Raw genomic sequence first — 7,113 nt, 5'->3', positions numbered from 1 at the left:
ACACACCCAGCCAACCAGACACCCCAATCACAGGCCGACAGCAGCTGACCGTTCTACACCCTCAATCATGAAGAGCCTGAAAATGGGCCCGCACCGGCCATTTCCTAGCATGATTCACAGGTTGAGGGCGGTTTGGTACCGTTTGGTACCGCAGCTCTCGCAGCGCCACCCGGTGCTATCCGACACCGGCGGTACCGGCTACTGTCGCTAGCAGCACGCGCATCGACCACAAGGGAGTGAACATGTCGGGCTTCGCCGGGAAAGTCTGTGTCGTCACCGGAGCCGGATCGGGTATCGGTCAGGCCCTCGCCATCGAGCTCGCCCGCTCGGGCGCCAAACTGGCGATCAGTGACGTCAACACGGAGGGCCTCGCCGAGACCGAGGAGCGGATCAAGGCCATCGGCGCCCCCGTCAAGGCCGACCGCCTCAACGTCACCGAGCGCGAGGCCTTCGCCCTCTACGCCGACGCCGTCGCCGAGCACTTCGGCAAGGTCAACCAGATCTACAACAACGCCGGCATCGCCTTCACCGGCGACATCGAGGTCAGCCAGTTCAAGGACATCGAACGGGTCATGGACGTCAACTTCTGGGGCGTCGTCAACGGCACCAAGGAATTCCTGCCGCACCTCATCGCCTCCGGCGACGGGCACGTCGTCAACGTCTCGAGCGTCTTCGGCCTGTTCGCCGTCCCCGGCCAGGCCGCCTACAACGCCTCCAAGTTCGCCGTCCGCGGCTTCACCGAGGCGCTGCGCCAGGAGATGAAGCTCGCCGGCCACCCCGTCAAGGTCACCACCGTGCACCCCGGCGGCGTGAAGACCGGTATCGCGCGCAACTCCACCGCGGTCGAAGGCATCGACCCGAAGGAACTGGCGAAGACCTTCGACGCGAAGCTGGCCAAGACCACGCCCGAACGCGCCGCCAAGATCATCCTGGAGGCCGTCCGCAAGGGCCACGCCCGCGTGCTCGTCGGACCGGACGCCAAGCTGCTGGACCTCATCATCCGGGCCACCGGCTCGGGCGCGTACCAGGATCTGTTCTCCCGCGTCACGTCCCGCGTGATGCCGTCGCGCTCGCACTGACACCCACCACCCAACGCAAAGGAGCGGTCATGGAGGGATTCGCCGGCAAGGTCTGTGTGATCACCGGAGCCGGGTCGGGTATCGGTCAGGCGCTGGCCATCGAGCTGGCGCGCTCGGGCGCGTCGCTGGCGATCAGTGACATCGACACCGAGGGCCTGGCCAAGACCGAGGAACAGGTCAAGGCCATCGGCGCACCGGTGAAAGCCGACCGGCTCAACGTCGCCGAGCGGGAAGCCTTCGAGCTCTACGCCGACGAGGTGGTCAAGCACTTCGGCAAGGTCAATCAGGTCTACAACAACGCCGGCATCGCCTTCACCGGTGATCTCGAGGTCAGCCAGTTCAAGGACATCGAGCGGGTCATGGACGTCGACTTCTGGGGCGTTGTGAACGGCACCAAGGTCTTTCTGCCGCACCTGATCGCCTCGGGTGACGGGCACGTCGTCAACGTCTCGAGCATCTTCGGCCTGTTCGCGGTACCCAGCCAATCCGCTTACAACGCAGCCAAATTCGCCGTCCGCGGCTTCACCGAGGCGCTGCGCCAGGAGATGAAGCTCGCCGGGCATCCGGTGAAGGTCACCACGGTGCACCCCGGCGGCATCAAGACGAACATCGTGCGCAACTCGACCGCGGCGTCCGACATCGACTCCGCTGGCCTGAACAAGCTCTTCGACAGGGCGGCCCTGACCACGCCCGAACGCGCCGCGCAGATCATTCTCGAGTCGGTCCGCAAGGGCCACGCCCGGGTGCTGGTCGGGCCCGACGCCAAGATCGTCGACGTGATCGTCCGCATCACCGGGTCGGGCGCCTACCAGGGTCTCTTCGCGGCCATCGCCGGACGGGTGCTGCCGAAGCTCGGTTGACTCCCGGGCCAGTTGTGCGACCCCTGCCCGCGGGCGCCGAGACACGGGTGGACTTGTTCACCAACAGCGGCGGGGCGATAAGTCCCTGAGCGCAACCGGGACGACGATCCGCGGGTTGTTGTTGAAGCCAGGGACGTTTCGCGGCGCGGAACGGTGCGTGGCTTCAATCAGAATGGCTACTGCTCCCCGCGATTGAAACCACGCACTTCGCACCAGGTTCACCCACTACTGGTGAGCAGCGCGAGGGCATGTGAACCCCTGACCGCGGATTGCCCGCGCGGCTAGTGGTCCAGCGGATGCTGGGCCAGCCACGCACCCGCCACGGCCGCCGGATCGGCACCCTTGTCGACCTGACCGATCATGTCGGTCAGCGTCGCGGTGTCCAGTTCGCCGGCAATTCCGTTGAGCGCCAACACCTGTTGCTCGGCCAGGACATTGCGCCGGTACAAGGGCACCACGTTCTCGGCGCGGATCAGCGACGTCCGGTCGGTCAGTACCGTCACCCCGGACGGTACCGCGGGCGCCGCCGTCGAGGTCCAGGCCACCGTCACCGCACCCGCCTGCAACGCGTCGAAAAGGCTTGCGCTGTCCTTGAATTCACGAGCGGCCGGCAGGATGCAGTCCCCCACCCGAGCCGGATGCGCGTCGCCCGTCACCACCCCGACGGACAATCCGCCGCAGTGCCCCGGCAGCGCCGCGACATCCCGCTTGGCCCAGCGGTCCGCGGTCGCCGCGGTGACCGCGACGGCCGGCTTGTCCTGTGCCGACGCCGTGTAGTCGGCGGCGGCGACACCTTCGGGCAGCGCCGAGATCATCGACCGGTACACCTGCTCGTCGGCCCGTGCCGTGGCATGCGGGACGAATCTGACGAGCAGTTCACCGGTCAGCCCGGGCGCCACCGTCACATCGGCGGAGTCAAGTGCCGCAACAGGATCCGGGACCAGGTGCACCCGGGTCGGGATACCGAAGTACCCCAGCGCCGCCGAGTACAGATGCGCGAGCAGTTTCGACTCGGCGGTCGGTGCCGCGCCGACGGTCAACGCCGGAGGCCCGGGCACGGACTGCCCGCTGCTGCAGCCCGCCGTCGCCGCGGTGAGCAGTGCGGCCAGCGCCACACCGCCCGCCGCGACCCGGCGGCTCATGGTGTTCAGGCTTGCGAGGCAGCCGCCACCGCGGCCGCCACGGCCGGCCCCACGCGCGGGTCGAGCGCGCTGGGCACGATGTAGTCGACCGACAGATCGTCACCGACGACCGAGAAGATGGCTTCTGCGGCAGCCACTTTCATGGCCTCGGTGATCCGGCGGGCACCGGCGTCCAGGGCGCCACGGAACACGCCCGGGAACGCCAGCACGTTGTTGATCTGGTTCGGGAAGTCGCTGCGACCGGTCGCCACCACCGCGGCGTACTTGCGCGCGACATCCGGGTGGATCTCCGGGTCCGGGTTGGACAGGGCGAACACGATGCTGTTGGGCGCCATCTCGGCGATGAATTCCTCGGGCACCAGGCCGGCCGAGACGCCGAGGAAGACGTCGGCGCCGTCGAGCGCCTCGGCGATGCCACCGGTGACGCCACGGGGGTTGGTGCGGCCGGCGAGTTCGGCCTTGAAGGAGTTCAGGTCGTTACGACCGGAGTGCACGACACCCTTGCTGTCGAGGACGATGATGTCGCGAATGCCGCTGGCCAGCATGATGTTGGTGCAGGCCACACCGGCCGCACCGGCGCCGGAGACCACGACCTTGAGGTTGTGCATGTCGCGCTCGAGCACCTTGGTGGCGCCCAGCAGCGCGGCGAGGACCACGATGGCGGTGCCGTGCTGGTCGTCATGCATGACGGGGCAGTCCAGCGCCTCGATGACGCCGCGCTCGATCTCGAAACATCGCGGCGCGGAGATGTCCTCCAGGTTGACGGCGCCGAACGTCGGACGCAGCCGGATCAGGGTCTCGACGATCTCGTCGGGGTCCTTGGTGTCCAGCACGATCGGGATGGAGTCGAGGCCGCCGAAGGTCTTGAACAGGGCGCTCTTGCCCTCCATGACCGGCAGCGAGGCCGCCGGGCCGATATCGCCGAGGCCCAGCACGGCGCTGCCGTCGCTGACGACCGCGACCAGGCGGTTGGCCCAGGTGTACTTCTTGGCCAGGGTCGCGTCGGCCGCGATGGCACGGCTGACCTGCGCGACGCCGGGGGTGTAGGCGATCGACAACGCACGCTGGGTATCCAGCGGCTCGTTGAGGGCTACGGAGAGCTTGCCCCCTTCGTGGGCGGCGAAAATTTCCGCATCTTCGATGACCACCTGGGGTGTGCGCACAGCACCTGACTTATCTGACACCGCGTCAGGCTACTTCACTCAATTGTTACTCGCCGGTTCCGCGTAGCATTTGCGACTGGTCTACAGATCCGAGAAGTCCGCCCCACGGGAGGTCAGCCGCATGCCCTCGTTCCGCGCGCTCCAACCATCGAACTTCCGTCCCGTCCCGAAAAAGACGCACGCCGGCCCCGATGCCAGCTCCATCCACGTTCCGGTCGCCCGCGCCACTGTCGACTGCGGCGTCTACTCCATGGGCGCGCGGCTGCCCGGCAAGTACACCCACGGTGCCGCCGTCGCCAAGGTGCGCGAACTGCGCGCGGCCGGCGCCGAGGCCTTCGTGTGGATCGGGCTCCACGAGCCCGACCAGCACCAGATGCAGGCCGTCGCCGATGTCTTCGGGCTGCACGAACTGGCCGTCGAAGACGCGGTCTGCGCCCATCAGCGGCCCAAGCTGGAACGGTACGACCAGACCCTGTTCCTGGTGCTCAAGACGGTCAGCTACGTTGAACACGAGTCCGTGGCCAATGCCCGCGAGATCGTCGAGACCGGCGAGATCATGGTGTTCGTCGGGCCCGACTTCGTCGTCACCGTGCGGCACGGCGAGCACAGCGGACTGGCCGGTGTGCGGCACCGGCTCGACGAGTCGCCCACCATCCTCACGCTGGGGCCGTACGCGGTGATGCACGCCATCGCCGACCATGTGGTGGACAGCTACCTCGAAGTCACCGCGCTGGTCGAGACCGACATCGACACCATCGAACAGAGCGTCTTCTCCTCACACACCCAGACCGACATCGAGAGCATCTACCTGCTCAAGCGCGAAGTGGTCGAGCTGCGGCACTCGGTGAATCCGCTGACGATGGCGCTGCAGCGACTGCTGTCCGACCACAACGACCTGATCTCCAAAGAAGTCCGCCGTTACATCCGCGACGTCCACGACCACAACAGCCAGGCCGCCGATCAGATCACCGGGTTCGACGACATGCTGAGCTCACTGGTGCAGGCCGCGCTCGGCAAGGTCGGGATGGAACAGAACGCGGACATGCGCAAAATCTCGGCGTGGGTCGCCATCGCCGCGATGCCCACGATGATCGCCGGCATCTACGGCATGAACTTCGACAACATGCCCGAACTACATTGGCATTACGGCTATTTCGCCGTGCTGACGGTGATGGTGCTGGTGTGCACGGCGTTGTACCGGACGTTCCGCCACAACCACTGGCTGTAATTCAGCTCGGGCGATGAGCGCGCGCCGTAGCCGCTGACGGCAATTCGCTTGGCACGCAGGGCCCGGGTTGGCTGATGTTGCCGTCCGGCCCAAAACCGATCTCGGATCGATTTTTCCTTGACGGCGACGATCGCCGACACCTAAACTCAATATCGAATCGAGTTTTGGTTTTACGAGCGGGCGGCCAGGAGGCAGCGAGAAATGACCAACCCACAGAGTGTCGACCGTGACGTCGACGTGGTCGTCGTAGGCGCCGGGCTGTCCGGCCTCACCGCGGCGTATCGGCTTTCCCAACAAGGACTTTCGGTAGTGGTACTCGAAGCCGGTGATCGGGTGGGCGGCCGGACCGTCAATGTCGACGTCGGCAACGGCGCCGTCACCGATGGTGGCGGTCAATGGATCGGCGCCCTGCACACGCGGATGTACGCGCTGATCGAAGAGCTGGGACTGTCGACCTTCCAGACGTACACCGCGGGAAACACCATCTACCTGCAGCACGGGAAGCGTCGCACCTACACGGGCACCATCCCGCCGCTGGGCCCCCTCGCCCTGCTCGACTTCGCGCAGGCCCAGTTCCGGCTGGAACGAATGGCCAAGCGGGTGCCCGCCAAGACACCGTGGACGGCGAAGAAGGCCGGCGCCTGGGACAGTACGACGCTCGGCCACTGGCTGGACACGAACTGCCTCGTCGACGAGGCACGACACCTGTTCACCACCTGCTTCACCATGATGTATGCCGAAGACCCGCACCGGGTCTCACTGCTCAAGGTGCTGCACCAGATCGCCACCTCGGGCGGAATCAGCTTCATGGTCAACACCCGAGACGGTGCACAGGACTCCCGGGTGGTCGGTGGCATGCAGCTGGTGTCCACGACGCTCGCCGACCGGCTGGATGACCGGGTGCTGCTGGACTCTCCCGTCACCGAGATTCACCAGCTCGACCACGAGGTGCTGGTCCGGTCGGCGCGTGCGGACGTGCGCTGTCGGCGCGTCATCGTGGCCATGAGCCCGGCCGACGCGGGCCGGATTCGTGTCACTCCCGAACTGCCGGTGCGTCGCTCGGCCCTGCAGCGGGCCTGGCACAACGGCACCGAAACCAAGGTGTTCGCGGTCTACGACAAGCCGTTCTGGCGCAAGCAGGGCTTCAACGGATCGGCCCTCACCGACCTGCCGATCGCGCATTTCGTGGTCGACAACTCCCCGGCGGACGGCAGTGTGGGCGTCTTGCTGGTCTTCGTCGGCACGGCAGGCGCAGGTCCGGGCTTCACCTGGACCGACGAGGTACTCAACGATCCCGCGGCGCGCCACGCGGCATTCGTGCGCGACCTGGTCACGCTGTTCGGCCCCGAAGCGGCGAATCCCGTTGAAGTGGTGGAGAAGTCCTGGGTCGACGAACCGTGGATCAACGGTTGTGTCGGCACGCGCGCACCGGGGGTGCTGACGGGATACACCGACGCCGCGACCGTCCCGGTGGATCGGCTGCACTGGGCCGGCACCGAGACCGCGCCCGAGTTCGAGAGCTACCTCGAAGGAGCGGTACGCGCGGCCGAACGCGCCGTGGCCGAGGTTCGCACCGCGCTGAGTGACACCGTCCTCTAGCAAAACGGACCGCCGGTGACAACCGTTCGGGCATGATCTTCC

General features: G+C 66.7%; 6 protein-coding genes. 4 read left to right on the top strand and 2 right to left on the bottom strand.

The features are described 5' to 3' along the window. The first annotated feature begins 242 nt into the window (after window positions 1–242). Both ACJH6H_RS19635 and ACJH6H_RS19630 read left to right on the top strand, forming a co-directional pair. Window positions 243–1,079 carry an SDR family NAD(P)-dependent oxidoreductase gene (locus tag ACJH6H_RS19635; protein WP_318986603.1) on the top strand — a complete coding sequence of 279 codons (837 nt, stop codon included), beginning with the start codon at window positions 243–245 and terminating at the stop codon, window positions 1,077–1,079. 29 nt (window positions 1,080–1,108) lie between these two features. Next, entirely contained in the window at window positions 1,109–1,939 is an 831-nt protein-coding gene (locus tag ACJH6H_RS19630; protein WP_212812610.1) for an SDR family oxidoreductase, read from the top strand. A gap of 281 nt (window positions 1,940–2,220) precedes the next feature. Here ACJH6H_RS19630 and ACJH6H_RS19625 read toward each other — a convergent pair whose 3' ends face one another. Together ACJH6H_RS19625 and ACJH6H_RS19620 are read right to left on the bottom strand one after the other, a co-directional pair. Continuing rightward, a complete protein-coding gene (locus ACJH6H_RS19625; protein WP_212812611.1) occupies window positions 2,221–3,081 on the bottom strand; it encodes a glycine betaine ABC transporter substrate-binding protein in 861 nt (286 codons plus the stop codon). A 5-nt stretch (window positions 3,082–3,086) separates the two neighbouring features. Then, window positions 3,087–4,229, bottom strand: a complete 1,143-nt coding sequence (locus tag ACJH6H_RS19620) for an NADP-dependent malic enzyme (protein WP_212814933.1) — start codon at window positions 4,227–4,229, stop codon at window positions 3,087–3,089. 136 nt (window positions 4,230–4,365) lie between these two features. Between ACJH6H_RS19620 and corA the strand changes: the two genes are divergently transcribed. Next, window positions 4,366–5,472, top strand: a complete 1,107-nt coding sequence (corA, locus tag ACJH6H_RS19615) for a magnesium/cobalt transporter CorA (protein ID WP_212812612.1) — start codon at window positions 4,366–4,368, stop codon at window positions 5,470–5,472. Between the two features lie 201 nt (window positions 5,473–5,673). Next, window positions 5,674–7,071, top strand: a complete 1,398-nt coding sequence (locus tag ACJH6H_RS19610) for an NAD(P)/FAD-dependent oxidoreductase (RefSeq protein WP_346416936.1) — start codon at window positions 5,674–5,676, stop codon at window positions 7,069–7,071. Window positions 7,072–7,113 lie beyond the last annotated feature (42 nt).

It is taken from the genome of Mycobacterium sp. SMC-21 (assembly GCF_045310825.1).
GTDB lineage: Bacteria > Actinomycetota > Actinomycetes > Mycobacteriales > Mycobacteriaceae > Mycobacterium.
This window is presented reverse-complemented; position numbering and strand designations above follow the sequence as displayed.